This is a genomic window from Streptomyces sp. NPDC005811 (genome assembly GCF_040630405.1).
GTDB lineage: Bacteria > Actinomycetota > Actinomycetes > Streptomycetales > Streptomycetaceae > Streptomyces.
Window position 1 is genome coordinate 150,699 of the sequence record NZ_JBEXXK010000010.1, and the last position, 26,203, is coordinate 176,901.

Genomic DNA, 26,203 nt, shown 5'->3' on the forward strand with positions numbered 1-26,203 from the left:
CTGCGTGATCCAGGACGGGAGGCTAGGAACCGGGTTGACCAAGTCTCAAGACTTTTTGCCAATGCCATGACAACTTTGTGACCGCTTTTGGCTTTTGCTGTGTACGTTCTGTGCGGGGGGAGCGAACATCACCGCCGCACGCCTGCCGCCGACGTTCTGACCACCGTCCGCGACGGCTCGTTCCGGGGCGCGGATGGTCGCAGATCTCGTGTCTGCCCTGTCCGTCGTGCGAAGGAGTTGTTCCGTGCTGTCGTCATCCGTCCGCAGACTGGCGCTTCTTCCAGTGACCGGCGTGCTGCTCGGCGCACTGAACGTCCCGGCCGGCGCGGTCACCTCGGACGATCCGACCGGCACGTCCGACCCGTTGCTCGCGGCACAGGCGGAGGCCGTCGCCGACGGCACCGCCGTACCAGTCGACGCGCTCACCAGCGAGACCGACACCGTGACGGCGCAGCCGGACGGCAGCTTCACCACGACCACGGCCGTCCTTCCGGTGCGGGTGTGGCGGGAAGGGGCGTGGGTGCCCGTGGACGCCACCCTCCTCGCAGACGCCGACGGCACCTACTCCCCCAAGGCGACGCCCAGCGGGGTACGCCTCTCCGGCGGCGGCAGCGGGCCGCTGGCCACCCTCACCGACCCGGCCGGGCACAGCATGAGTCTGACCATGCCGTTCGCCCTGCCCACCCCGCAGGTCAGCGGCGATACCGCGCTGTATCCGTCCGTCCTGCCCGGCGTCGACCTGTCGGTCTCGGTGACGGACCAGGGCGGTTTCAGCGACGTCCTGATCGTCCATGACGCCAAGGCCGCCGCCGATCCGCGTGTGCGCAGGCTCACGGTGGCCGCGGACACCGACGGCCTCGAGCTGGCGGCGACACCTGCGGGCGGCATGACCGCCACCACCTCGGACGGCACGGTGTCGTACACCAGTCCACCACCGCTGATGTGGGACTCCGGTACGTCGGCCATATCGGAGGCCAGGGCAGTCGGCGGTCCGGCATCGAACGGGACGGCGGCCCCCAATTCCGCGTCCGACAGGGTGGCAGCGGCCCGGCCCGCGTCCTTCGTGCGGGCCGGAGCCGACACCCCGGTGGCAGCCTCCTCCGACGTCCCCTCCTCTCCCGCCGGCCCAGGTCCCGGTGCCCAGGTGGGGGACGTGCCGATGACCACCACAGGCGACGCCCTCACCCTCACCCCGGACACCTCCGTCCTCGACGACCCCGACACGCGCTACCCCGTCTACATCGACCCCTTCGAGAACCCGGTCACCAGCAAGTCCGGTGCCTACGACGAGGTGTACTCCAGTTCGGCCTGCTCCGACGCCCCGCAGTACAACAAGCCCCAGGCCAACGGCGAGGGCGTCGGCTACCAGCGCTGGGGCGGGGCCTGCGGAGTCGGCCTCGAGCGGTCGTACTACGCGCTCAACACCAGCGGTCTCGACCCGTCGATGACAGTCATCAAGGCCGAGGTGAAGGCCAGCACCACCTACGCGGCCAGCCTCGACTGCTCGCACGACCAGCCGATCACCCTGCACACCACCGGCGGGATCAACGAGAACACCGACTGGCAGCACCAGCCGGGCACTCTCGACGACAACGGCTACCCGGCGGTGAAGACCACCGTCCCCAGCGGGCACAACGACAACTGCTCCAACAGCACCGCGAGCTTCCGCGTCGACGACCAGATCCAGAAGATCGCCGACGGCAACAAGTCCACCTGGACCATCGGCCTCTTCGGCAACGAGTCGAAGACCACCTCCAACGACGACTACCTGCGCATGTCGCAGACCCTCTCCCTGATCACGAACTTCGACATCGCGCCCGACGTCCCCGCCAAGCTCCGCACGACACCCAGACCACTCGGCGCGGACGGCGACTGCGTCATCGGCGCCGACGCGATCGGCTGGATCGGCGCGACCACCTACAGCGACGCGGGCAGCAACATCCAGCTGCACTCCACGATCACCACGCACATCTCCGGCGAGCACGCCGAGGCGCACTACCACGTCTGGGACCGCACCGACCTCGACGCCGACGGCAACGCCGTGGACAAGGGCACCCCGGACAGCGGCATGGTCGCCTCGGGCCAGGACGCAGACGCGCCGATCGGCTTCATCCTCAAGGACGGCCACGAGTACGGCTGGGACGTCTACGCCCAGGACAACTCCGCCATCAAACTGAAGTCGGCGATCAGCGACCACTGCTGGTTCGACACCGACTTCACCCCGCCGCAGACACCCGCGATCGCCGACAACCCGCACTTCCCCCCGGTGGGCAGTGGCGCCGGCGACACCCCCGCGGGCAGCGGCGTCACCACCGACTTCACCGTCTCAGCCGCCGACAACACCCCGGCCGACACCTGCGACCCCGCCGGCTGCAAGGCCAGCGGCGTCGACCACTTCCTGTGGCAGCTCGACGGCCAGCCCACCGCCACCACCGGCCACACCGCCAAGGTGACCGCCACCAGCGGCACCACCTCCACCGGTACGGTCACCGTCCCGGTCACGAACTGGGGCGTGCACACCCTGTACGTCGTCGCCGTCGACCGGGCCGGGAACCTCTCCCAGAACCCTGTCGGCTACACCTTCACCGCACCCTGGGACCCGAAGACGAAGATCGCCCCCGGGGACGTCACCGGCGACGGCAGCCCCGACCTGCTCGCCACCACCAGCACCGGCGACCTCGAACTGATCCCCGGCAACGGCGACCCCGCCCAGGCACCCGCCCCTGCCCAGGACGGCCCCGTCACCGGCACCCCGCCCGCCGTCACCAGACCAGTGATCGTCTCCACCGCGAAGGGCGCGCCCACCGGGGACTGGCGGGACTACCTGACCGCCCACCGCGGCAACCTGCACGGCGACACCCACGACGACCTGCTCGCGTACAACAAAAAGACCCAGCAGCTGTACGTCGTGAAGAACGACCTCGACCCCAAGGACGACGGCTCCTTCCCGCGCACGCCGTACTCGACCTTCCCCGGCTTCGTCGGCCGCCGCTACGACATCGTCACCAAGGACCCTTGCGAGAGCACCGACGTCGTCCCCGCCAGCCGCTGCGCCGCGGCGGGCTACGACCCGTCGACCCCCTGGGACATCTCACAACTGACCGTCGACGGCGACGTGTACGGCAACCCCGACCACCCCGCGGTCCTCACCGTCGAACACAACAAGCTCTGGCTCTACCAGACGTACGGCATCAACCACCTCGGCCACCCCCTCCTCCTCGGTGACGGCGACTGGTCGGGCCTGACCCTGATCGCCCCCGGCCGGGTCGGCGGCACCTTTACGGCCGACGCCGAGGGCAACGGCAAACTCACCGGCGGAACCCCCACACTCTGGGCCCGTGACAACACCACGGGCGGCGTCTACACCTTTCCGATCGACGTCGACGGCTCCACCCTGCTGCCCAAGCTGCTGCACGCCCCCGTCCGCACGCCGTTCGTCTCGGCCGTGAAGACCTCCTCCGGCGGCACGCTCTGCCTGGAGACCGCTGGCGGCCACACCACCGACCACACCAAGATTCAGATCCACACCTGCAACGGGACAGCTGCACAGCAGTGGGTCCTGCACGACGACGACTCCCTGCGCGTGCTGGGCAAGTGCCTCGACGCCACCGACGGCGACACGGTCGACGGCACCCTCCTCCAGCTGTATAAGTGCAACGGCAGTGGCTCCCAGAAGTGGACCACCGGGACATCCGGCAGCCTGGTCAACCCGCAGTCCGGCAAATGCCTGGACGACCCCCAGCAGAGCGCCGTCAACGGCACCCAGGTCGAGCTGCACACCTGCAACAGCACGGCCGCGCAGAACTGGACGGGCGGCACGACGGCGGGCTGGAACACTCACCCCGCCACCAGCCTGGACGTCGTCCTCCCCCTCAAGCAGTACCCCACGGTGGCCTCCCCCGGAGACGTCAACAGCGCCACCGGAGGCCCGGACGGCAAGCCCGACCTGTACGCCGCCGACTCGGCCGGCCAGCTCACCGAATACCCGGGCGCCACGCCAACGGGCACCACTGCGGAGTTCGCCGCCCCTGTCTCCCTCGGCACAGTCACCGACACGGCCGCCCACCGCTGGTCCCTCACCGAGGGCAACGGCACCACCGCCGCCGACCCCACCGGCGCCCTGTCGGCCACACTGCACGGCGCGGCCGCCTGGACGACCGACACCACCCGCGGCACAGCCCTGAAGCTGACCGGCACCACTGGCTACGCCGACACCACGGCCCCTGGCGTGGACACCTCCAAGGGCTTCACCGTCTCGGCCTGGGTGAGACTCAACTCCCTCGACACGGTCAATTCCACCTTCGTCTCCCAGTCCGACGACGCGTCCGCGAACGCCACTACCGGCTTCCAGCTCTACTACTCCTCAGGCGCCGGAGTCTGGGCCTTCGGACGCCGCGCCGGGGACACCACGACCGACACCTGGACAGCGGCGTACGGTCCGAAAGCGGTCGCGGGCCGCTGGACCCACCTGGTCGGCGTGTACGACGCCGACTCCGACCGTCTCCTCCTCTACGTCGACGGCGACCTCACCGCCACCAAACCCTTCACCACCCCCTGGAACGCGAACGGCCCCGTCCAACTCGGCCGCCGCCTTTCCGCAGGCACCTACGGCGAATACGCCAACGCCACCCTCAGCGACGTACGCCTCTACCCCGTGGCACTGCCCCCGGCGGACGCGGCGGCACCAGGCGGCAGCGCGACACTGACACAACTCGACTGACCCCGGGAAGATAAAGCAGTTCGTCCCACCCATCTCAACCGATTCCAGGTCGGCTTGAGCGCCGCGGACCGAGGTTTGCGGGTTGCGGGTTGCGGGTTGCGGGTTGCGGGTTGCGGGTTGCGGGTTGCGGGTTGCGGGTTGCGGGTTGCTCAATGCTCGCCGGGACCTGGGTGCACTCGTTGCGCGCGGCGGGCCGAGCCTCACCGGAGACGGATCAGCAGAGGCCAAGAAGGTGCTGGGGCCAGAAGCCGGCCTGCTCCAGCAATAGCTCATCAGCACCGCCAGACCGCAGTCCAACCCCTTGATCGACAGCACGCCCGCCTGCCGGTACCAGTAACCGCCCAACCAGAAGCAGGCCGAACGCGCGACTGTCGATATACGACAACAGTCGTTCCTCTGCGCCGTCCAATTACGCGACTTGACCGGGAGCCGGTCTGCACGCTTGGCCACCAAATGGCCACCACTCCGATCCGGACAGACCGAGGCGGATCGACGGCAAGGAGAAAAGAGCCAGCTCACAGCCACGCAGAGCGAAATCGCCACTGGCTGTCAACCTCAGACCTACGCATTACGATGCATAGACAGCCAGCACCCGATTTACCGAGATTCCAAGGTCACCCGAAACAAGAAACCCCAGGTCAGAGGCCTGACCTGGGGTTCACCATGGAGCCGCCTTCGGGATTCGAACCCGAGACCTACGCATTACGAGTGCGTTGCTCTGGCCATCTGAGCTAAGGCGGCGCGCCGTCCGCACTATGGTGCGATCGGCAACGTCGGTAAGTCTACACAGTTTCCGAGGGTGCTCCGTACCACCCCCGGAGGGGGCGGGGACGGGGCTATGAGCAGCGCTTTCCCCGGGCCGGGGGCGTTCCGTCGAGGAGGTAGGCGTCGATCGTGGAGTCGATGCAGGTGCTGCCGCGGCCGTAGGCGGTGTGGCCGTCGCCGACGTAGGTGAGGAGGCGGGCGGAGGAGAGCTGGCGGGCCAGGGACTCGGCCCACCGGTAGGGGGTGGCGGGGTCGCGGGTGGTGCCGACGACGACGATCGGGGCGGCGCCCTCCGCCGTGATGCGGTGCGGCCGGCCCGTGGGCCCCACCGGCCAGTACGCGCAGTTCAGGGAGGCCCAGGCGAGGCCCTCACCGAAGACCGGGGAGGCCTTCTCGAAGGACGGCAGGGCCTGCTCCACCTGCTCGGGCGTGGCGAAGGCGGCCGGCAGGTCGAGGCAGTTCACGGCCGCGTTGGCGGACATCAGGTTCGCGTACCGGCCGTCGGGGTCGCGCTGGTAGTAGCTGTCGGACAGGGCGAGCAGTCCGGCGCCGTCCCGGTCCTCGATCGCCGCGTCCAGCGCGGCGCGCAGCTGCTCCCAGCTGCTCTCGTCGTACATCGCCGCGATCACCCCGGTCGTGGCGAGCGCCTCGCCGAGCCGGCGGCCGTCGGGGTCGCCGGTGGGGAGGGGACGCCGGTCCAGCGCGCCGAAGAACGCCTTCAGGCGCGGCCCGATCGCGCTCTCCTTGCGGCCGAGGGGACAGTCCGGACGGCGGGCGCAGTCCTTCGCGAAGGACCGGAACGCCGTCTCGAAGCCCGCCGTCTGCTCCAGGTTCAGCTCGCGGGCGGACAGCGACGGGTCCAGCGCGCCGTCCAGGACCAGCCGCCCCACCCGGTCCGGGAACAGCCCCGCGTACGTCGCCCCGAGGAACGTCCCGTACGACGCCCCCACGTACGTCAGCCGCCGGTCCCCCAGCACCGCCCGCAGGATGTCCATGTCTCGGGCCGCCTCGACGGTGGAGACATGGCGGAGCAGCCGGGCCGCGTGGGCGCCGCAGGCCTCGGCGAACCCCCGGTACGCGTCGACCAGCCCGTCCGTCTCGCGCCGGTCGTCGGGGGTCGTGTCGGTCTGCGCGTACGCGTCCATCCGGCGCCCGTCGAGGCACTCCACGGGCTCGCTGCGGGCCACGCCCCGGGGGTCGACGGCGACCAGGTCGTACCGGGCGCGGACCGGGGCCGGGTAGCCGACACCGGCGTACGACTGGAGGTAGCCGACCGCCGAGCCGCCCGGTCCGCCCGGGTTCACCAGGAGTGATCCGAGCCGCTTGCCGGGGTCCGTCGCCTTGACACGGGACACGGCGAGCCGGATGTCCCCCGCTCCCCCCGCTCCCGGGTGGGCGTAGTCCAGCGGCACCTTCATCGTGGCGCACTGGAAGCCGGGGGCGCCGCAGGACCGCCAGGACAACTTCTGCCCGTAGTACGGCGTCAGCGCCGACGGTGTCGCCTTCGGCAGCGCCGCCAGTTCCGCCCGCGCCGCGGAGCCGGCGGTGGTCGTCGAGCCACCGGAGGAACAGGCGGAGACGGCGAGCAGTGCGGCGAGGGGGAGGGCGACGGAGAGGGCGCGGAGGGCGATGCCGGTACGGGGCCTGCGGGGACAGCTCCTGAGGTGCATCCAGCGAGCCTAACTCTGCGCTACGGGGCGAGTGCTCTCCGTGCGTGAACCGCCACGGACGAGCGACCCCGTCAACCCGCGGCCGATGTTCACCCCTGTCCGGCCCGGTCCCGGCCCCGCGGCAGCTCGCCGCGGTCAGCCCGCTCTCAGTGCCATCGTCATCGCCTCCACCGCCAGCAGCGGCGCCACATTGCGGTCGAGGGCCTCCCGGCACGCGCCGATGGCCTCGATCCGGCGCAGGGTGGACTCGGGGGAGGTCCCGCGGGCGAGCCGCTCCAGGGTGTCCTCGGCGTCCGCGTTGGCGATCGCGACCCGGGAGCCGAGCTGGAGCGCGAGGACGTCCCGGTAGAAGGCGGTGAGGTCGGTCAGCGCGAGGTCGAGGCTGTCGCGCTGGGTGCGGGTGCGCCGGCGCTTCTGCATGTCCTCCAGGTCCTTCATCACCCCCGCCGTACCGCGCGGCATCCGGCCGCCCTGGGCCGCGCCCAGCGCCGCCTTCAGTTCCTCGGTCTCCTTGCCGTCCCTCTCCTCGGCGAGCACCTTGGCGTCCTCCGCCGCCGCGTCCACCAGTTCCTGGGCGGCCTTCAGACAGCCCCCGACGTCCTCGATCCGCAGCGGCAGCTTCAGCACCGACGCCCGGCGCTCCCGGGCGGCCGGGTCGGTGGCCAGGCGGCGGGCCCGGTCCACATGCCCCTGGGTGGCGCGGGCGGCCGCGGCGGCCACCGCGGGCTCGATGCCCTCGCGCCGGACGAGCATGTCGGCGACCGCCTCGACGGCCGGCGTCCGCAGGTTCAAGTGGCGGCAGCGGGAGCGGATGGTGGGCAGCACGTCCTCCAGCGAGGGCGCGCACAGCAGCCACACCGTCCGGGGAGCGGGCTCCTCGACCGCCTTGAGGACGGCGTTCGCGGACTTCTCGTTGAGCCGCTCGGCGTCCTCGACGAGGATGACCTGCCAGCGGCCGGTGGCCGGTGAGGTGTACGACTTGCGGACCGTGTCCCGCATGTCCTCGGCGAGGATCTGGGTGCCGACGGCGGCGACGGTGGTGACATCGGCGTGGGTGCCGATCAGCGCCGTATGGCAGCCGTCGCAGAAGCCGCAGCCGGGGGCGCCGCCGAGCGCGCGGTCGGGGCTCACACACTGCAGCGCCGCGGCGAACGCCCGCGCCACCTGGGTCCGGCCGGACCCCGGCGGGCCCGTGAACAGCCAGGCATGGGTCATCTTCGAGGCCCCGGGCGGCGGGGCCTGGGTGACGGCCGCGGTGACGAGCGCGTCGGCGTCCCGGGCGGCAGCGGTCAGCTGCTCGCTCACCTTCTCCTGCCCGACGAGGTCGTCCCACACGCTCATGGGTCACGCCGCCCTTCCGTCACGTCCACTGCCGGTCTCCATTGTGCGGGCCCCCACCGACAACGGGGGCCACCGGCCGGAACGGCCAGGTGACCCCCGTGACGCTCAAGGCACCCGCCCTGCTCAGCGGCGCCGGCCGCGCCCCCGGCCGCCGCCCTGGTCCTCGTCGAACCCGTCGTCGTCGCGGCGCGGACCGAGCAGCTCGTCCGCGAGGGACGGCAGATCGTCCAGCGGGGTCTCCTCGGCCCAGTCCGGCCGGGGCCGCTGCCGGGGCGCGCCCGCCTCGTCGACCTGGGGCAGCTCGCGCGTCCGGCCCTCGGAGCCGTCGGGCCCGGCGCCCTCCCGCTCGTCGCGGAAGAACCCGGACGGCATGCGGTCCGCGAGCGCGTCCTGCCGTACCGGAGGCAGTACGGCCGTCTCGTCCACCGCGCCCCGGTCGTCGCGCACCGGCGGCAGCACCGCGGTCTCGTCGGCGGCCCCGGGGGCGTCCTGTCGTACGGGAGGCAGTACGGCCGTCTCGTCGGCCGCGCCCACCGGCGGGGCCGGCGGCTGGGGCAGCTCGGCCGTCACCTCGGCGTCGGAGGCGTTCCCGGCCGGCCGCGAGGGCTCCGGGGCCTTGTCCATGCGGATCCGGGGCAGCGGAGTGGTGTCCTCCATCTGCCTCTTGTCCGCGACCGGCCGCTTGCTCATGTCCGGCCGCTTGCTCATGTCCGCCTTCTTGCCCATCGGCACCTGGGGCGGGACCGCCTCCTCCACCGGCCCGCCCGAGGCGTTCGGCGTGACCACCGGCGTGGGCACGGTCACCGCCTCCGGAGCGGCCGGCGGGGCGGTCGGCGGGGCGGTCGGCGGCTTGGACCGGGGGCCGACCTGGGCGGCCGCCGCGGCCTGCTCCGCGGCGCGCCGCGCCTCCTCGGCCCGCAGCAGCGCCTCCTCCGCCTTGCGCTGCTTCTCCAGCCGCGCCGCCTCGGCCTTGCGCTGCTCCTCCTGGCGGACCGCCTCGGCCTCGGCGCGTCGCTGCGCCTCCTCCTCGGCCAGCTTGCGCTGCCGCTCCTCCTCGGCCCGGCGCCGCTCCTCCTCCACCTTGCGGCGGGCCTCGGCCTCGGCACGGGCCTTCTCCTCGGCGAGGAGCCGCTGCCGCTCCTCCTCCGCACGCCTGCGTGCCTCCTCGGCGCGCAGCCGGGCCTCCTCGGCCTGGCGCTCGGCCTCACGGCGCTGCGCCTCCTCCAGCTCGCGCCGCTTGCGCTCCTCCTCCTCGGCGCGCAGCTTGGCGAGCTGCTCCTGGCGCACCCGCTCCAGGCGCTCCTCCTCGGCCTTGCGGGCGGCCTCTTCCTCGGCCTTGCGGCGGGCCTCCTCCTCGGCCTTCTTCCGCGCCTCCTCCTGGGCCTTGATCTCGGCCTCGGACAGCGGCAGCATCCGGTCGAGCCGGTGGCGTACGACGGTGGTGACAGCCTCGGGCTCCTGGCCCGCGTCGACCACCAGATAGCGGCCGGGGTCGGCGGCGGCCAGGGTGAGGAAGCCGGAGCGCACGCGCGCGTGGAACTCGGCGGGCTCCGACTCCAGCCGGTCCGGTGCCTCCGTGAAGCGCTCGCGGGCGGCCTCCGGGGAGACGTCCAGCAGCACCGTCAGATGCGGCACCAGGCCGTCGGTCGCCCAGCGCGAGATACGGGCGATCTCGGTCGGGGACAGATCGCGGCCGGCGCCCTGGTAGGCGACGGACGAGTCGATGTACCGGTCGCTGATGACCACGGCGCCGCGCTCCAGGGCGGGCCGCACGACGGTGTCGACGTGCTCCGCGCGGTCCGCCGCGTACAGCAGGGCCTCCGCGCGGTGCGACAGACCGGCGCTGGACACGTCGAGCAGGATCGAGCGCAGCCGCTTGCCCACGGGCGTGGCGCCCGGTTCGCGGGTGAGGACGACCTCGTGGCCCTTGGACCTGATCCAGTCGGCGAGCGCCTCGGCCTGGGTGGACTTGCCGGCGCCGTCGCCGCCCTCCAGGGCGATGAAGAAGCCGTTCGCTGCGGGGGCCTCGGCCGGGTCGTCGCCGCCGAGCAGCGCGTCCCGCAGGTCGAGGCGGAGCGGGACGCCGGAGCGGTCGTCGACCTTGGCGAGCACCAGTACCGCGACGGGCAGCAGCAGGGCGCCGACCAGCATCAGGGTGAACGCGGCGCCGCCGTGCGCGAACACGAACCTGCCGTTCTCCAGCCGGTGCGGTCCGATCAGCGCCGCGAGCAGCGGGGCGGCCACGGCGGCGAGGGCCACGCAGACCCGCACCACCGCCTGCAGGTGCTCCGTCGTGCGGGCACGGCGGCTGTCCTCGGTCTCCTGGTCCAGCAGCGCGTGCCCGGTGTTCGCCGCGATGCCCGCGGAGACCCCGGCCAGCCCGGTGATCAGCAGCACGCTGGTGACGTCGGGGACGAGCCCGGCGGCCAGCAGGGCCACGCCGGTGACGGCGATCGCCAGCGCGAGCAGCCGGCGCCGCGACAGCGCCACCAGCACCTTGGGCGCCGTACGGATACCGAGGGCGACTCCGCCGGTCAGGGCGAGCACCAGCAGTCCGTAGAGCACGGGGCCGCCGCCCAGGTCCTTGGCGTGCAGCACGGCGACGGCCGCGGCGGCGGCGACGGCTCCGGCGACGGCGGCGCAGGCGAGGACCAGCAGCGGGATCACGCCCGTGCGGCCCTTGTCGACGCCCGCCGCCGTCTTCGGCCGGCGCAGCCCCTCCAGCGGGGACCGCGCGCGGGGGGTGCGCACCGAGGGCAGTTCCAGGAAGACCACGACCGACAGGGACCCGGCGAAGAGCCCCCCGGCGACATAGGAGGCGAGGGCCGCCTGGTGCTGGGCGAACCACTCGATCCCGACGCCCAGAAGATTGTTGAACAATGCGGCGACGACCAGGGCGGCGGCGGCCAGCGGGATCGCCAGGAAGCCCGTGCGCAGCGACAGCCGGCGCAGGGCGTCCAGGTGGTCCGGCAGCGGCCGTACCGTCGCGCCCTCGAGCGGCGGGGCGGGCAGCAGGGCCGGGGCCGCGCTCTCCCTGGCGACCGTCCAGAAACGCTCGGCGACACCGGTGACGAACGCGGTGACCAGCAGGAAGGCCAGCGCGTCGTCCGGCGTCCAGTCGATCCACAGCGGCGCGATCAGCAGCAGTACGACGCGCAGCCCGTCCGCGCCGACCATGGTCCAGCGGCGGTCGAGCGGGCCCTCGGGCGAGGTGAGCGAGGTCAGCGGGCCCAGCAGGACGGCGCCGAAGAGCAGGGTGGCCAGAATGCGCACCGCGAACACGGTCGCCACCGCGAACGCCACGCCCCGGTAGCCGCCTCCGAACGAGCCCTCGGCGATGGCCGCCTGAAGGACGAGGAGGACGAACACCAGGAGGGCGAGCGCGTCGGCGACACCACCCACCAACTGCGCGCTCCACAGCCGCTTCAGCTGGGGCTCGCGCAACAGGGCGCGCACGGCGCGCTCGCGGGAATCCGCCACCAGGGCGTCGTCCGGTGCCGGGGGGAGGGCCGTTGGCTGCTCGGCTCGCGTCATGCTTTCAGCCTATCGGCAGCGACTGACAGCCAGGCGCGTCCGGCCTGGTGTACGACCGCCCCGACACCAAAGTGATGCCGGGGCGTTCACTTCGTGAAGCCGCTGTGGGGAAACCGTGGCCCGAACCCGACTGCCGGACCCACCGGACCGGTTCCGGCCGACCGGCTCCGGCCGACGGACCGTCAGCCGGTCGGCGGTCCGTCAGCCGGTCGCCGGTTCGGCGGTTCGGCGGTTCGCCGGTTCGCCGGTTCGGCGGTTCAGTCCTCCGACGTCGTCCGCGAGGCCGTCGTCTTCTTCGCGGCCGTGGCCGTCGTGGTCTTCTTCGCCGCGGTCTTCTTGGCGGCCGTCTTCTTCGCCGGGGCCGCCTTCTTGGCCGCGGCCGTGGTCTTCTTCGCGGGCGCCTTCTTCGCCGTCTTCTTGGCGGGCGCCTTCGCCCGCTTCTCGGCGAGCAGCTCGAAGCCGCGCTCGGGGGTGATCTCCTCGACGCTGTCGCCGGAGCGCAGGGTCGCGTTGGTCTCCCCGTCGGTGACGTACGCCCCGAAGCGGCCGTCCTTGATGACGACGGGCTTCTTGCTGACCGGGTCCTCGCCGAGCTCCTTCAGCGGCGGCTTGGCGGCGGCCCGGCCGCGCTGCTTGGGCTGGGCGTAGATCGCCAGCGCCTCGTCGAGGGTGATCGTGAAGAGCTGGTCCTCGGTCTGGAGCGACCGCGAGTCCGTGCCCTTCTTCAGGTACGGCCCGTAGCGGCCGTTCTGCGCGGTGATCTCCTGGCCCTCGGCGTCCGCGCCGACGACCCGGGGCAGGGACATCAGCTTGAGGGCGTCCTCGAGGGTGACCGTGTCCAGGGACATCGTCTTGAACAGCGAGGCCGTCCGCGGCTTGACGGCGTTCTTGCCGGTCTTCGGGGTGCCCTCGGGGAGCACCTCGGTGACGTACGGGCCGTAGCGGCCGGCCTTGGCGACGATCTCGTGGCCGGTGGCCGGGTCGGTACCCAGCTCGAAGTCGCCGCTCGGCTTGGCGAGCAGTTCCTCGGCCAGCTCGACGGAGAGCTCGTCGGGCGCGAGGTCCTCGGGGATGTCGGCGCGCTGGTGGCCCTCGCTGTCCTTCTCGCCGCGCTCGATGTACGGCCCGAAGCGGCCGACCCGCAGCACGATGCCGTTGCCCACGGGGAACGACGACACCTCGCGCGCGTCGATGGCGCCCAGGTCGGTGACGAGCTCCTTGAGGCCGCCGAGGTGGTCCCCGTCGCCGTTGCCGGCGTCGGCGGCGCCGCCGTCGGCCGTGCCCTCGCCGAAGTAGAAGCGCTTCAGCCACGGCACGGACTGGGCCTCGCCCCGCGCGATGCGGTCGAGGTCGTCCTCCATCCTGGCGGTGAAGTCGTAGTCGACGAGCCGCCCGAAGTGCTTCTCCAGGAGGTTGACCACGGCGAAGGACAGGAAGGACGGCACGAGCGCCGTGCCCTTCTTGAACACATAGCCGCGGTCGAGGATCGTGCCGATGATCGAGGCGTACGTCGACGGGCGGCCGATCTCGCGCTCTTCGAGCTCCTTGACCAGGCTGGCCTCGGTGTAGCGGGCCGGGGGCTTGGTGGCGTGCCCGTCGACCGTGATCTCCTCGGCGCTGAGCGGGTCGCCCTCGTTCACCTGCGGCAGGCGGCGCTCGCGGTCGTCCAGCTCGGCGTTCGGGTCGTCGGCGCCCTCGACGTAGGCCTTCAGGAAGCCGTGGAAGGTGATCGTCTTGCCGGAGGCGCTGAACTCGACGTCACGGCCGTCGGCGGCGGTGCCGCCGATCCGCACGGTGACGCTGTTGCCGGTCGCGTCCTTCATCTGGGAGGCGACGGTCCGCTTCCAGATCAGCTCGTAGAGCTTGAACTGGTCGCCGGTCAGACCGGTCTCGGCGGGCGTGCGGAAACGATCACCCGAGGGGCGGATCGCCTCGTGCGCCTCCTGGGCGTTCTTGACCTTGCCGGCGTACGTGCGCGGCTGGGCCGGCAGGTATTCGGCCCCGTACAGCTGCGTGACCTGGGCACGGGCGGCGGCCACGGCGGTGTCGCTCAGCGTCGTGGAGTCCGTACGCATGTACGTGATGTAGCCGTTCTCGTACAGCTTCTGCGCGACCTGCATGGTGGCCTTGGCGCCGAAGCCGAGCTTGCGGCTGGCCTCCTGCTGGAGCGTCGTCGTACGGAACGGGGCGTACGGCGAGCGGCGGTACGGCTTGGACTCGACGGACCGGACGGAGAACCGGGTGTTCTCCAGGGCGGCGGCGAGCGCGCGGGCGTTCGCCTCGTCGAGGTGGAGGGTGTTCTCGCTCTTGATCCGGCCGAGGGAGTCGAAGTCACGGCCCTGCGCGACCCGCCGGCCGTCGACGGTCTGCAGCCGGGCGACCAGCGACGACGGGTCGGACGGGTCTCCCGCGCGGCCGGTGCCGAAGGTACCCGTCAGGTCCCAGTACTCGGCGGAGCGGAACGCGATGCGCTCGCGTTCCCGCTGCACGACGAGCCGGGTCGCGACGGACTGGACCCGGCCGGCCGACAGACGCGGCATGACCTTCTTCCACAGGACCGGCGAGACCTCGTAGCCGTAGAGGCGGTCGAGGATGCGGCGGGTCTCCTGGGCGTCGACGAGCTTCTGGTTGAGCTGGCGCGGGTTGGCGACGGCAGCCCGGATCGCGTCCTTGGTGATCTCGTGGAAGACCATCCGCTTGACGGGGATCTTCGGCTTGAGGACCTCCTGGAGGTGCCAGGCGATCGCCTCGCCCTCCCGGTCCTCATCGGTGGCGAGGAAGAGCTCGTCGGACTCCTTGAGCAGGTCCTTGAGCTTCTTGACCTGGGCCCGCTTGTCGGCGTTCACCACATAGATGGGCTGGAAGTCGTGCTCGACGTCGACGCCGAGGCGGCGGACCTCACCGGTGTACGACTCCGGCACCTCCGCGGCGCCGTTCGGAAGGTCGCGGATGTGCCCGACGCTGGCCTCGACGATATAACCGGGGCCGAGGTAACCCTTGATCGTCTTCGCCTTGGCAGGCGACTCGACGATGACGAGTCGGCGGCCGCCCTTCGCGGTCTCGCTGGTCGGGGACAACTTCGCTCTTCTCTCCGGTCGACGGGTGTGGGGCCTCCCCAGGCCTTGCTCCCGGGGTCGGGTCATGGTGACGCTGCGGAGTGTGACGGTACATCCCGCCCCCGTGTCAAACGGGAAAAGCCCACAACGGCCACTCGAACGGTAACCCGACTACCGCCATTCCTGCCGCCCGGAGTGCCGACCGGTCCTTTTGCGCCGGAGCGGAACCCGTCCTCTCTCTTACCTGCATGACCCTGCTCACGCGGTTCAAACGCGGGCCGCGGAAGGATCCCGGACGTCGGTCCCGGAGCGGGATTCAGAGACGGGTGAAGCACCACGTTCCGACGGCCAGCGCGACGAGCGCGGCGAGGGTCGCGAGGGTCGCCGATGCGACCGGGCTCACACCCTGGGCGACGGGCTCGCGGTGCCGTACCCGGACCGCGGTCCACACCAGCAGTGCGCCTCCGAACAGGGCGAACACCATCCCCGCGAAGATCGCCGGCCCGCTCTCCATGATCGCCCCGCCCCTTTTCTCCCACGCGTGCGTGCATCGCCCTGGGGAGGCTGACACGCGCGGGCGGCGCCCGGACGAACCCGAGGTGAACGAGAGACCTCCGGACGGGGGCGACGGGCCGCCGCCGGGGCACGCGGCCGGCCGTCCCGACCGTCCCTCCGCGGCCTCGCGGAGACCATCCCGGACTGCGACGGGCCTCACACCGGAACCGGCACGGGCATGTTCTTGTCACTCTTTTTGCCGAGCACCCCCGCCCGCCCGACACCCGTCACCGAGGATGTTGGCCGGTTTCCCCTCCTGGGGCGGTGGGTGTGGGCGGGGCGGGGCTGGTGAGGAGCGGGGGCGGTGGCGGGGGGACGGTCGGGGGGCGGTCGGGGGGTAGCGGTGCTGGGGTGGCTGGCGGACCCCAAGGCAGGACGTCCGGCAGGACGGCCGCCAGCCGGTCGGCGGCCGGCAGCCGGCGCCTAGCGGTGCACGACGTCCGACGGATCCCAGGCCGGGACGGCCGACAGCCGGTCGGTCGACGGCGGGCCGGTCTGCGGCGGGCCGGTCTGCGCCTGGCCGGTCTGCGCCTGGCCGGTCGACGGCTGGCCGGTCTGCGGTCGCCCGGCACCCGGCACCCGGCACCCGGCACCCAGCACCCACCACCCACCACCCACCACCCACCACCCACCACCCAGCGTCAGTGCGCCGGTTCCAGGAAGCCCTGTTCCACCAGCAGGCGGATCTGCGCGGGGGTGCGGTCGCGCAGGGACACCGGGTCCTCGCCGACCAGCTGGGCGATGGCGTCCAGGATGCGGCCGGCGCTCAGCGAGCCGTCGCACACGCCCGCGAAGCCCGCGCCGACCGTGTCCACCTTCGTGGCGCGGCGCATCCCGCGGTGCTGGCGCAGCACGACGTGCTCCGGGTCCTCGGCACCGGGCATGCCGACCTGCTCCTGGACGATCTCCCCGGCCAGCCTGAAGTGCCCGGCGAGCAGGGCCGCGTCGTCGTGCGCCCGCAGGTAGTCGAGCCGGTCGAAGTGCGCGCGGACGGTGTCGCCGAGCGGCTGCTCGACCGGGTGCGGCCACTCCTCGACGGTGATGACGGGCTCCGCCGCGGTCCTGCGCAGGGTGATCCAGCCGAAGCCGACGGCCTTCACCTTGCGTGCCTCGAACTCGTCCAGCCAGGCGTCGTAGCGCGCCTGGTACTCGGCCGGGTCGCCCCGGTGGTCCCCGGCGTCCCTGAGCCACAGCTCGGCGTACTGCGTGACGTCCTGGACCTCGCGCTGGACGATCCAGGCGTCGCAGCCGCGCGGCACCCACGACCTGAGCCGGTCCTGCCAGTCCTCCCCCTCCACGTGCTGCCAGTTGGCGAGGAACTGCGCGAACCCGCCCTCGGTCAGCCGTTCCCCCGCTCCCTGAACGAGCGAGCGGCACAGATCGTCCCCGCCCATCCCGCCGTCCCGGTACGTCAGCCGGGCGCCCGGCGAGATCACGAACGGGGGGTTGGACACGACGAGGTCGTACCGCTCGTCGTGGCGGAGCGGCTCGAACAGGGAGCCCTCGCGCAGATCGGCGGCCGGGGCGCCGGACAGGGCCAGGGTGAGCGCGGTGATGTGCAGGGCGCGCGGGTTGAGGTCGGTCGCCGTCACGCGCGTGGCGTGCCGGGCGGCGTGCAGGGCCTGGATGCCGGAGCCGGTGCCGAGGTCGAGGGCCGACGACACGGGCGTACGGACGGTGATGCCGGCGAGGGTCGTCGACGCGCCGCCGACGCCGAGGACGACTCCCTCGTCGCGGCTGCCGATGCCGCCGGCGCCGCCGACCGCGCAGCCCAGGTCGGAGACGATGAACCAGTCCTCGCCGTCCGGGCCGCCGTACGGGCGGACGTCCACGGTCGCGGTGACCTCGTCGGCACCGACCCGGGCCAGCCAGCCGCTCTCCACGCACGCGTGTACCGGCAGGAATTCCTCCACGCGTGCGTGCGGCACGGGCTGCTGGAGCAGGAGGAGACGGACGAGCGTCTCCAGTGGTGTGTCCCCGCGGGTGGCCCGGAGGGCGGGCACGGTCTCGCTGCGCGCCAGGGCGGCGTACGCGGGGGCGCCGAGCAGGTCGAGCAGGCCGTCGGCGGTGAAGGAGGCCGCGAGCAGGGCCTCCCGCAGCCGTGCGGCCACGTCGGGGCGGTCGGCGGAGGGCAGGGGGGACAGGGTGGCGTCACTCACGCCCCCATTGTCCCCGCTCCCCCAGCCCTTGTCCCCGCCCGGTTCAGCCACCGGCTCCCGGAATCACGGCGCGAGCCCGGACGCGGGCGACGCAAGCCCGGATCGCCCGTCCCGCGAACCTCAGCCGGTCGTCGCCCGGGCCGATGCCGATGCCGCGACCTTCTTGCAGCTGTCCTGCTTGGCCATGGCGTCCTTGACGTCGCCCTGTTCCAGGTTCTTCAGCGCGGTGTTGCCGGTCTGGCTGAGGGTGCCGAGCTGGGTGGCGATGTTCGCGAGGCCGTCGGCGAACTTGGCCTGGTCCTTGGTGTCGAGCGCGTCGACCGACTTCTTCAGGTCGGCGTAGGAGGTGGAGAGCGTGTTGAGCGCCGCGACGGCGTCCTTCTGCTTCTTCGCGCCCCCCTCGACCCCGGGCGGTGTGCCGGCCTTCTGGACGGCCTGGGCGAGCGCCGCGTACGCGTCGGACATGTCCTGGAAGGCCTGCGAGTCGGTCTTCTGGACGTTCGCCGGGGCGTTGTTGTCCGTGGCTGCCTGCTTGATCGCGGCGTTGGCGGCGTCGACCTTGGCGTCCTGTGCCGGCAGTGCGTCACAGACGCTCTTGGCCCAGGCGTCGAGCTCCTTGTTGCCTTCGTCGCTGCTGCATCCGGACAGCGCCAGTACCAGTACCGCACCGCCGGACAGTGCGGCCGCGAGCTTCTTGTTCACCGGTTTGGTCCCTTCCATGGCCCTCGGCCCCGGAACATACACGCCCAGCGGTCGACAACCCCAGGCCGAATATCCACTCCGTGGTGGTTTGCAGCCATTTGAACCAGGAGAGAGAAGGCTCACGGCCCCGGCACACGTACGGCACAGCGGGCGGGCGGCGCGTCAACACGCGCAGCCCGCCCGCTTCTTGAGCAGGACTCCGACGGCCGGTCTACGAAACCACCGCGGGATCGGCCGACTTGGAGGAGCGGTCGGCGCTGTCCTCGTCCCCCATGGCGATGCCGCGCCGCTTGGAGACGTACACCGCGCCGACGATCACCGCGAGCGCCAGCACCGCGATCATGATCCGTACGCCGATGTTCTTGTCGTCGCCGTAGCTGAACTTGATCACGGCCGGCGCGATCAGCAGCGCGACCAGGTTCATGACCTTGAGCAGCGGGTTGATCGCGGGTCCCGCGGTGTCCTTGAAGGGGTCGCCGACGGTGTCGCCGATCACCGTGGCCGCGTGGGCCTCGCTGCCCTTGCCGCCGTGGTGGCCGTCCTCGACGAGTTTCTTGGCGTTGTCCCACGCGCCGCCGGAGTTGGCGAGGAAGACGGCCATCAGCGTGCCCGCGCCGATCGCGCCCGCGAGGTACGCGCCGAGCGCGCCCACGCCGAGCGTGAACCCGATGAAGACCGGCGCCAGGACGGCGAGCAGTCCGGGCGTGGCCAGCTCGCGCAGGGCGTCGCGGGTGCAGATGTCGACGACCTTGCCGTACTCCGGTGTCTCGGTGTGGTCCATGATCCCGGGGTGCTCGCGGAACTGCCGCCGCACCTCGAACACCACCGAGCCCGCCGACCGCGAGACCGCGTTGATCGCCAGCCCCGAGAAGAGGAAGACGACCGCCGCGCCCGCGATGAGGCCGACCAGGTTGTTGGGCTGCGAGATGTCCATCATCAGGCTCATCGGCGCGCCGGGCCCGGAGAGTTTCTCCCCGACGTCGTTCGCGCCGGTCGTGATCGCGTCACGGTACGACCCGAAGAGCGCCGACGCCGCGAGGACCGCGGTGGCGATGGCGATGCCCTTGGTGATGGCCTTGGTGGTGTTGCCGACCGCGTCGAGGTTGGTGAGCACCTGGGCGCCCGCGCCCTCGACGTCGCCCGACATCTCGGCGATGCCCTGGGCGTTGTCGGAGACGGGCCCGAAGGTGTCCATCGCGACGATCACGCCGACGGTGGTGAGCAGGCCGGTGCCGGCCAGCGCGACCGCGAACAGCGCCAGCATGATCGACGTACCGCCGAGCAGGAACGCCCCGTACACGCCGAGGCCGATCAGCAGGGCGGTGTAGACGGCCGATTCCAGACCGACGGAGATGCCGGCGAGGACGACCGTGGCGGGGCCCGTCAGGGACGTCTTGCCGATGTCCCGGACCGGGCGGCGGGTGGTCTCGGTGAAGTAGCCGGTCAACTGCTGGATGACGGCGGCCAGGAGGATGCCGATCGCCACCGCGACGAGGGCGAGGACGCGCGGGTCGCCGTCCTTGCCGAGGATCGCCCGGTCGGTGACCCCGTCCAGGTCGGCGTACGTGCTGGGCAGATAGACGTAGACGGCGATCGCCACCAGCACGAGCGAGATCACCGCGGAGACGAAGAAGCCCCGGTTGATCGCGGACATGCCGCTGCGGTCGGTGCGGCGCGGGGCGACGGCGAAGATGCCGACCATGGCCGTGAGCACGCCGATCGCGGGCACGAGCAGCGGGAACGCCAGCCCGAAGTCGCCGAAGGCCGCCTTGCCGAGGATCAGCGCGGCGACCAGGGTCACGGCGTACGACTCGAACAGGTCGGCGGCCATGCCCGCGCAGTCGCCGACGTTGTCGCCCACGTTGTCGGCGATGGTCGCGGCATTGCGCGGGTCGTCCTCCGGAATGCCCTGTTCGACCTTGCCGACCAGGTCGGCGCCGACGTCGGCGGCCTTGGTGAAGATGCCGCCGCCGACCCTCATGAACATCGCGATGAGCGCCGCGCCGAGGCCGAAGCCCTCCAGCACCTTGGGCGCGTCGGCCGCGTAGACCAGCACCACGCAGGAGGCGCCGAACAGCCCGAGCCCCACCGTGAACATGCCGACGACGCCGCCCGTGCGGAATGCGATCTTCATGGCCTTGTGGGAGACGGCGGTGAGATCCTTTTCCGGTTCACCGGGTCCAGGGGTGGCTTCACGGGCCGCCGCGGCGACCCGCACATTGCTGCGTACGGCGAGCCACATGCCGATATAGCCGGTGGCCGCCGAGAACGCGGCGCCGATCAAGAAGAACAATGATCGTCCGGCGCGCTGATTCCAGTCGTCCGCGGGCAGCAACATCAACAGGAAGAACACCACGACGGCGAATACGCCGAGGGTGCGCAACTGTCGGGCCAGATACGCGTTGGCGCCTTCCTGGACCGCTGCCGCGATCTTCTTCATGCTGTCGGTGCCCTCGCCGGCCGCGAGGACCTGGCGCAGCAGGACACCCGCGACCACGAGCGCGGCCAGGGCGACGAGCCCGATGACCACCACGAGGAGACGGTTGCCGTCGGTCAGCACTGCGGCCGCGAAGGTTGTCGGATGGTCCAACCGATGAGGGGTAGAAAGCCCCGCCATTCGTCCTCCTTGACGCTTGGGCTGAGCTCAAGATTGTGGACGGGATTGTAGGTACCGGAACCTGATCAAAACAGTGCGCGGTAAACAGAATTCGCCTACACGTCCAGTAATGCCTTCGGGGCATTCTCCGATCATTGAACGATCATTGAACAGAACCATTGATCGTGAATTGATTCACGAATTCCGGGAAGTGATTCATCGACTCAAGATTCACTTCCCGGAACGGCTGGGACAACTGTAAGCACGAGTACCCGGGTGGGCGCATGCCAAAGGGCCCCACCGGAGTGGGGCCCTTCGGGTACGGGTACGGCCGGAGCGGCCGGCGCGGGTCAGCCGACCGTCGCCGCGGCCGGTGTCCTCGGCCAGGTCATACGGATCAGACCGCCGGCCTCACCGGCGGTGACCTCCACGTCGTCGACGAGGCCGCTGATGACCGCGAGGCCCATCTCGTCCTCCTCGGCGTCCATGTCGTCCGCGCCGGAGCCGGGCACCCGGTCTCCGGGGGCGGCGCGTGGCGCCTCGTCGCCGACCTCGATGGAGAACTGCTTCTCCTCCTCGATCAACGCCACCTTCACGGGAGCGGTGATACCGCCACTCTGGTGAAGGCCGACGGCGCGGGTGCAGGCCTCGCCCACGGCGAGTCTCACCTCGTCGAGGACGGCCTCGTCCACTCCGGCCCTGCGCGCCACCGCTGCCGCCACCAGTCGGGCGGTCCTGACGTGCTCGGGCAGCGCGCTGAAGCGGAGTTCAACGGTGGCCATGCGTCCCCCTCGGAACTCGGGCGTGCTGTCGGGGGGCCGGGCTGCCGAAAGCCCGGTCCCCCGGAGTACAACTGGGCCGTCCGGGTCACCGGACCCGGACGGACGGGTCAGTCGGTGGCTTGGACCGCGTCCTCGACCGAGGTGTGAATCGGGAACACCTTGGTCAGGCCGGTGATGCGGAAGATCTTCAGAATGCGCTCCTGGTTGCAGACCAGGCGCAGCGAGCCCTCATGGGCACGCACACGCTTCAGGCCGCCGACCAGTACGCCGAGCCCGGTGGAGTCGAGGAAGTCGACGCCCTCCATGTCCACGACGAGGTGGAAATTCCCGTCGTTCACCAGCTCGACCAACTGCTCGCGCAGCTTGGGCGCGGTATATACGTCGATTTCGCCACCGACCTTGACGATCGTGCGATCGCCGACGGTCTCGGTCGACAGGGACAGGTCCACGGATCCTCCAGCACCTTGCTATCGAGCGGTCGCCCCTCGGGACACCTCGGCAGAGCCCCCTGGACGGTTCGCCAGCCGCGATGGCATTCAATCACTTACCGGCAGGCGTGCACGACGCCTTGGCTCCATTGTCCGTCACGCCAGTGACACACTCGGTGCCGATGGCCAAGAATCACCGATCCGATCGATCCTCGGCACAGCCCGCGCCCCGCCTGTCGCCGGGCGCGCTCCTGGACCGGCTCGCCCCGGGCCCGAGCCGGGCTTCGCGCATCACTCATACGGAGCACTTGCCCCCGCGGGAGGGCCGCCATGCCGTCTGGCCTGACCGGATTCGCCCGGAAGTGATCGCGGCGGTCCAGGCCTGCGGAATCGATCATCCCTGGGCCCACCAGGCACGCGCCGCCGAGCACGCCCTGGACGGCGACTCGGTGGTCGTCGCCACGGGCACCGCCTCCGGCAAGTCCCTGGCCTATCTCGTGCCCGTGTTCTCCACCCTTCTGGACGGATCCGAGGCTCCGAACGGACGCGGCGCGACCGCCCTGTACCTCGCCCCCACCAAGGCCCTCGCCGCCGACCAGCGCCGCTCTGTGAAAGAACTCTCACACCCGCTCGGCAACGCGGTGCGTCCGGCCGTGTACGACGGCGACACGCCGTTCGAGGAACGCGAATGGGTGCGCCAGTACGCCAACTACGTCCTCACCAACCCCGACATGCTGCACCGCGGGATCCTCCCGTCCCACCCGCGCTGGTCCTCCTTCCTGAAGTCGCTGAAGTACGTCGTCGTCGACGAGTGCCACACCTACCGCGGCGTCTTCGGCTCGCATGTCGCCCAGGTGCTGCGCCGGCTGCGCCGGCTGTGCGCCCGCTACGGCTCCTCCCCGGTCTTCCTGCTGGCCTCCGCGACGGCCGCCGAGCCCGCGGTCGCCGCCGGCCGTCTCACCGGCCTGCCGGTGGTGGAGGTCGCCGACGACGCCTCACCCCGAGGTGAACTGGTGTTCGCCCTCTGGGAGCCGCCGCTCACCGAGCTCCAGGGCGAGAAGGGCGCACCCGTCCGGCGTACCGCCACCGCCGAGACCGCCGACCTCCTCACCGACCTCGCCGTCCAGGGCGTGCGCACGGTCGCCTTCGTCCGCTCCCGGCGCGGCGCCGAGCTGATCTCCGTGATCGCCCAGGAACGGCTCGCCGAGGTCGACCGCTCGCTCGCCCGGCGTGTCGCGGCGTACCGGGGCGGCTATCTGCCCGAGGAACGCCGCGCCCTCGAACAGGCCCTGCACTCCGGCGAGCTCCTCGGCCTCGCCGCCACCACGGCCCTCGAACTCGGCATCGACGTCTCCGGCCTCGACGCCGTCCTGATCGCCGGCTATCCCGGCACCCGCGCCTCCCTGTGGCAGCAGGCGGGCCGCGCCGGGCGGTCCGGGCAGGGCGCGCTGGCGGTGCTCATCGCCCGCGACGACCCGCTGGACACCTTCCTCGTCCACCACCCGGAGGCCCTCTTCGACCGTCCGGTGGAGTCGACGGTCCTCGACCCCGACAACCCCTACGTCCTCGCCCCGCACCTGTGCGCCGCCGCCGCGGAACTCCCGCTGACGGAGGAGGACCTGGCCCTGTTCGGCCCGGAGACCGAGGCCCTGCTGCCCCAGCTGGAGGCCGCCAAGCTGCTGCGCCGCCGCACGAAGGCCTGGCACTGGACGCGCCGCGAGCGCGCCGCCGACCTCACCGACATCCGCGGGGAGGGCGGCCGGCCGGTGCAGATCGTCGAGGAGGGCACGGGACGGCTGCTCGGCACGGTCGACGCGGGCGCCGCCCACACCACCGTCCACGAGGGCGCCGTCCACCTCCACCAGGGCCGTACGTACCTCGTCCGCTCCCTGGACCTGGACGACTCGGTCGCCCTGGTCGAGGAGGCCGCCCCGCCCTACACGACCGTCGCCCGCGACACCACCGCCATCACCGTCCTGGATACCGATACCGAAATCCCCTGGGGCCAGGGCCGGTTGTGCTACGGCTCCGTCGAAGTCACCAACCAGGTCGTCTCCTTCCTGCGCCGACGTGTCATCACCGGTGAAGTCCTGGGCGAGTCGAAGCTCGACCTCCCTCCTCGTACGCTGCGCACCCGCGCGGTGTGGTGGACGGTCACCGAGGACCAGCTCGACGCGGCCCGCATCAACCCCGAGATCCTCGGTGGCGCCCTGCACGCCGCCGAACACGCCTCCATCGGCCTCCTCCCCCTCTTCGCGACCTGCGACCGCTGGGACATCGGCGGTGTGTCGATCCCACTGCACCCCGACACGCTCCTGCCGACGGTCTTCGTCTACGACGGCCATCCCGGCGGCGCGGGCTTCGCGGAGCGCGCCTTCCACACCGCCCGCGCCTGGCTCACCGCCACCCGCGAGGCCATCGCCTCCTGCGAGTGCGACGCCGGCTGCCCGTCCTGCATCCAGTCCCCCAAGTGCGGCAACGGCAACGAACCGCTGCACAAGAGGGGCGCGGTGCGACTCCTCACGGAACTGCTCCGGGGGGTGCCGGAGGAGACGGCCCCGGGACCGGCCCCCGAGGGCCCTGCGGAGCCGGCGCCCGCGCCTCGGGAACCCTCGCCTCCTCAGGGATCCGCCCGTCAGGAGCCCGCGCCTCGGGCGGCGGAAGCGGGCCCGGGGGCGGCGATACCGGCCCCGGAGGGCCCGCACGTGCCCTGACCTCGGCCGTGAAGGGTCCCCGGCCCGCCGCCGCGGTCACCTCCGAGATCTCCCCGGCGACGGCGCAGCGCACCAGCCGTACGTCCTGCGCCCGCGCCACCCGGTCCGCCCGGGCGCAGGCCCGCTCCTCGCCGTCGGGCCAGTGGTCCGCCGCGGCGAGCGCCGCGAGGTCCGCGCCCCCGGCGGCCCGGTGCCGGACCACGACGGCCTGCCCCAGGGCCAGCACGGCACCGAAGACCACGCACAGCACCGCGATCGCCCCGAGACTCCAGACGGTGGCCGAGCCCCGGTCGCCCCGCGCCCGCAGCCACGCCCCGACGACGCGAGCCGCCTTCACGGCCCACCCCCGCCGTCCGGCCCGACCCCGCTGTCAGGCCTGACCTCGGGGTCCCGCCCACCCGCACTGTCAGGCCCGACCTCGGGGTCCGGCCCACCCGCACTGTCAGGCCCGACCCCGGGGTCCCGCCCACCCGCACTGTCAGGCCCGACCTCGGGGTCCGGCCCACCCGCACTGTCAGGCCCGACCTCGGGGTCCCGCCCACCCGCACTGTCCAGTCCGCCTCCTCCGTCCGGCCCGGCTCCCACGGTCTCCTCGGCCGCCGCTACCGCCTCCTCCCGTACCTCGAAGGGCAGCCCCCGCAGCAGCGGCGGACTCGCCACGACCACCACACGCACCTGGTCGCCTTCTCTGCCGACCGTCACCCGGGCCCCGCTTGGTGCCGCCGCGCGGGCCAGTTCGACGACCGTCGCGGTGGGGTCCTGCCGGGCCGCTGCGCGGGCGCCGGTCCTGGCCGCGTCCACGCACTGGATCCGGGCCGCCATCACGAGCAGCCCCCACACCAGCGCCATCGCGAACACCACCAGCACCGGCAGCACCACGGCCGACTCCGCCGTCACGAAGCCCCGGTCCCCGCCGAGCCGGCGCCGCTCACATCCCCCCACTGAGCGCCCGCCTCACGATGTCCTGGAGCTGTGTGCCGACGGCGTCACTCGTCACCACCTGGTAGAGGAGCACCGCGAAACCCACCGCCGCCACGATCCCCATCGCGTACTCGGACGTCACCATTCCGGCGTCCTTGCGCGCGCCCCGCATCCCGCACACCAGGGCACGCAGCCGTGCCCGTACCGCCTCGTACATCTCAACCCCCGTCAGGTTCGGCCCTGTCGGCCTCTGGTTTTCC

Annotated in this window: 14 protein-coding genes, 1 tRNA gene and 2 pseudogenes; 2 read left to right on the plus strand and 15 right to left on the minus strand. The window is 71.9% G+C overall.

Going from position 1 to position 26,203, the window contains the following annotated elements:
- The first annotated feature begins 244 nt into the window (after positions 1-244).
- Positions 245-4,720 (plus strand): LamG-like jellyroll fold domain-containing protein, encoded by a 4,476-nt coding sequence (locus ABZ490_RS13480; protein ID WP_358988743.1) that lies wholly within the window; start codon positions 245-247, stop codon positions 4,718-4,720.
- 664 nt (positions 4,721-5,384) lie between these two features.
- On the opposite strand, the gene ABZ490_RS13485 is transcribed toward ABZ490_RS13480, so the two are convergent.
- From ABZ490_RS13485 to bldG, 12 genes are all read right to left on the minus strand, one after another.
- Positions 5,385-5,461, minus strand: a tRNA-Thr gene (locus ABZ490_RS13485).
- 95 nt (positions 5,462-5,556) lie between these two features.
- Positions 5,557-7,155, minus strand: a complete 1,599-nt coding sequence (locus ABZ490_RS13490) for an alpha/beta hydrolase (RefSeq protein WP_358988745.1) — start codon at positions 7,153-7,155, stop codon at positions 5,557-5,559.
- A 135-nt stretch (positions 7,156-7,290) separates the two neighbouring features.
- The gene (locus tag ABZ490_RS13495; protein WP_358988747.1) at positions 7,291-8,496 is read right to left on the minus strand and encodes a DNA polymerase III subunit delta'; all 1,206 of its coding nucleotides are present in this window, start codon (positions 8,494-8,496) and stop codon (positions 7,291-7,293) included.
- A 123-nt stretch (positions 8,497-8,619) separates the two neighbouring features.
- Entirely contained in the window at positions 8,620-12,030 is a 3,411-nt protein-coding gene (gene tmk, locus ABZ490_RS13500; RefSeq protein WP_358988749.1) for a dTMP kinase, read from the minus strand.
- Positions 12,031-12,287: 257 nt separating this feature from the next.
- Positions 12,288-15,107, minus strand: a complete 2,820-nt coding sequence (topA, locus tag ABZ490_RS13505; protein ID WP_358988751.1) for a type I DNA topoisomerase — start codon at positions 15,105-15,107, stop codon at positions 12,288-12,290.
- A gap of 295 nt (positions 15,108-15,402) precedes the next feature.
- A complete protein-coding gene (locus ABZ490_RS13510; protein ID WP_358988753.1) occupies positions 15,403-15,600 on the minus strand; it encodes a hypothetical protein in 198 nt (65 codons plus the stop codon).
- A 464-nt stretch (positions 15,601-16,064) separates the two neighbouring features.
- The gene (locus ABZ490_RS13515; RefSeq protein ID WP_358988755.1) at positions 16,065-16,241 is read right to left on the minus strand and encodes a hypothetical protein; all 177 of its coding nucleotides are present in this window, start codon (positions 16,239-16,241) and stop codon (positions 16,065-16,067) included.
- A gap of 41 nt (positions 16,242-16,282) precedes the next feature.
- Positions 16,283-17,800, minus strand: a complete 1,518-nt coding sequence (locus ABZ490_RS13520) for a class I SAM-dependent methyltransferase (RefSeq protein ID WP_358988757.1) — start codon at positions 17,798-17,800, stop codon at positions 16,283-16,285.
- Positions 17,801-17,920: 120 nt separating this feature from the next.
- Positions 17,921-18,520: a small secreted protein gene (locus ABZ490_RS13525; RefSeq protein ID WP_358988760.1), complete on the minus strand. Its 600-nt coding sequence runs from the start codon at positions 18,518-18,520 to the stop codon at positions 17,921-17,923.
- 193 nt (positions 18,521-18,713) lie between these two features.
- Positions 18,714-21,119: a sodium-translocating pyrophosphatase gene (locus tag ABZ490_RS13530; protein ID WP_358988762.1), complete on the minus strand. Its 2,406-nt coding sequence runs from the start codon at positions 21,117-21,119 to the stop codon at positions 18,714-18,716.
- A gap of 329 nt (positions 21,120-21,448) precedes the next feature.
- Complete coding sequence (locus ABZ490_RS13535; protein WP_358988764.1) at positions 21,449-21,880, minus strand: ATP-binding protein; 432 nt, start codon at positions 21,878-21,880, stop codon at positions 21,449-21,451.
- 107 nt (positions 21,881-21,987) lie between these two features.
- Positions 21,988-22,329, minus strand: coding sequence for an anti-sigma factor antagonist BldG (bldG, locus tag ABZ490_RS13540; protein WP_055636390.1), 342 nt, complete (start codon positions 22,327-22,329; stop codon positions 21,988-21,990).
- A gap of 80 nt (positions 22,330-22,409) precedes the next feature.
- Here bldG and ABZ490_RS13545 point away from each other — a divergent pair, with 80 nt between their 5' ends.
- Positions 22,410-25,022: a DEAD/DEAH box helicase gene (locus ABZ490_RS13545; RefSeq protein ID WP_358988766.1), complete on the plus strand. Its 2,613-nt coding sequence runs from the start codon at positions 22,410-22,412 to the stop codon at positions 25,020-25,022.
- On the opposite strand, the pseudogene ABZ490_RS13550 reads toward ABZ490_RS13545, so the two are convergent.
- The 3 genes and pseudogenes from ABZ490_RS13550 to ABZ490_RS13560 form a co-directional block, all read right to left on the minus strand.
- Positions 24,997-25,329: pseudogene (locus tag ABZ490_RS13550) on the minus strand (Rv3654c family TadE-like protein); the annotation flags it as partial. The gene ABZ490_RS13545 and the pseudogene ABZ490_RS13550 sit on opposite strands and share 26 nt — an antisense overlap.
- A gap of 266 nt (positions 25,330-25,595) precedes the next feature.
- Positions 25,596-25,964 (minus strand): annotated as a pseudogene (locus ABZ490_RS13555) (TadE family type IV pilus minor pilin); the annotation flags it as partial.
- Positions 25,951-26,160, minus strand: coding sequence for a DUF4244 domain-containing protein (locus ABZ490_RS13560; protein WP_358988767.1), 210 nt, complete (start codon positions 26,158-26,160; stop codon positions 25,951-25,953). The pseudogene ABZ490_RS13555 and the gene ABZ490_RS13560, both read right to left, overlap by 14 nt.
- Positions 26,161-26,203 lie beyond the last annotated feature (43 nt).